The sequence below is a fragment of the Sphingomonas sp. FUKUSWIS1 genome (assembly GCF_000733135.1).
GTDB lineage: Bacteria > Pseudomonadota > Alphaproteobacteria > Sphingomonadales > Sphingomonadaceae > Sphingomonas > Sphingomonas aerolata.
In genome coordinates, this window is the sequence record NZ_JPJC01000237.1 from 1 (window position 1) to 1,344 (window position 1,344).

2 protein-coding genes are annotated in these 1,344 nt (G+C 70.3%); both read right to left on the reverse strand.

From position 1 onward, the window contains the following. Positions 1-909: peptide chain release factor 1 (gene prfA, locus sphsw_RS14770; protein ID WP_031441292.1), on the reverse strand; the 909-nt coding region annotated here is incomplete at its 3' end. A gap of 106 nt (positions 910-1,015) precedes the next feature. After that, on the reverse strand, positions 1,016-1,344 hold a 329-nt coding region (locus tag sphsw_RS14775), incomplete at its 5' end, for a His/Gly/Thr/Pro-type tRNA ligase C-terminal domain-containing protein (protein ID WP_031441293.1).

Below are 1,344 nucleotides of genomic sequence, written 5' to 3' on the forward strand. Positions count from 1 at the left end.
CGATCGATCGCCCGACCCGACCATCGATTTGCGCGCGCCCGCGCGCTCGGCATGCAGCCGGTCGCGCTCCGCCTCGTAGAGCCGCGTCCGCAGCACGCGCAAAGCCTTGGCCTTGTTCTTGTGCTGCGACTTCTCGTCCTGCTGGATCACCGTCAGCCCGGTCGGGATGTGCACGATCCGCACGGCAGAGTCGGTCGTGTTGACCGACTGACCGCCCGGCCCGGACGAGCGATAGACGTCGATGCGCAGGTCCTTGTCGTCGATCTTGACGTCGACCTCCTCCGCCTCGGGCAGCACCGCGACGGTCGCCGCCGAGGTGTGGATCCGGCCGCCCGCCTCGGTCGCGGGCACGCGCTGGACGCGGTGGACGCCGCTCTCGAACTTGAGTTTCGCGAACACGCCCTGCCCCGTGACGCTGGCGACGACTTCCTTGAAGCCGCCCGCGTCGGACGACGATCCGGAGATCAGCTCGACCCGCCAGCCCTGCGATTCGGCATAACGCTGGTACATCCGGAACAGATCGCCCGCGAACAGCGCCGCCTCGTCCCCGCCCGTACCCGCGCGCACCTCGAGCATCGCCGAGCGCTCATCCGCGGAATCGCGCGGCAGCAACGCGAGCGCGAGCTTGCGGTCCGCGGTCTCGAGCAGCGTGCGATTCTCGTGCAATTCCTCCGACGCCATCGCGCGCAGCTCGTCATCGGCATCCTCGGCCATGAAGGCGAGGCTCTCGGCCTCCTGCCGCAACCGCCGCACCTCGGTCGCGGCCTGCGCGACGGGTTCGAGCTCGGCATATTCCTTCGACACCGCGACGAAGCGATCCGACGGCAGGTCGCCGGTCGACATCAGCGCCTGCAACTCGTCCCGCCGCGCCTCGATCGCGCGGATGCGGTCCGGGGAGATCTGGGTCATGCGGACGCTCCCTCTTGCGTCATCCCAGCGAAAGCTGGGATCCAGGGTGACCGGGCGCAGCCTTCATGGCGCTGGATCCCGGCCTGCGCCGGGATGACGGGGAGGCTCAACGCAGCGCCTCCGCCAGATCGGCGAACGCGACCTCGGTCTGCGTGCCGGTCGCGAGCGCTTTCACCGCGCCCACGCCCTTGGCGAGTTCGTCATCGCCAAGGATGATCGCAAACCGCGCGCCGAGCGCATCCGCCTTCGCCATCCGCGCCTTCATCTTGCCCTTGTACGCCATCTCGACCGCGACGCCCGCACGCCGCAGGTCCGCGACGATGCCGGTCGCGCGCGCTTCGGCCGCGGCACCCATCGGCACGACCACCGCGTCGATCCCGGCCGCCGCCGGCTCGTCGAGCAACATCGCCAGCCGCTCGACCCCCGCGGCCCAGC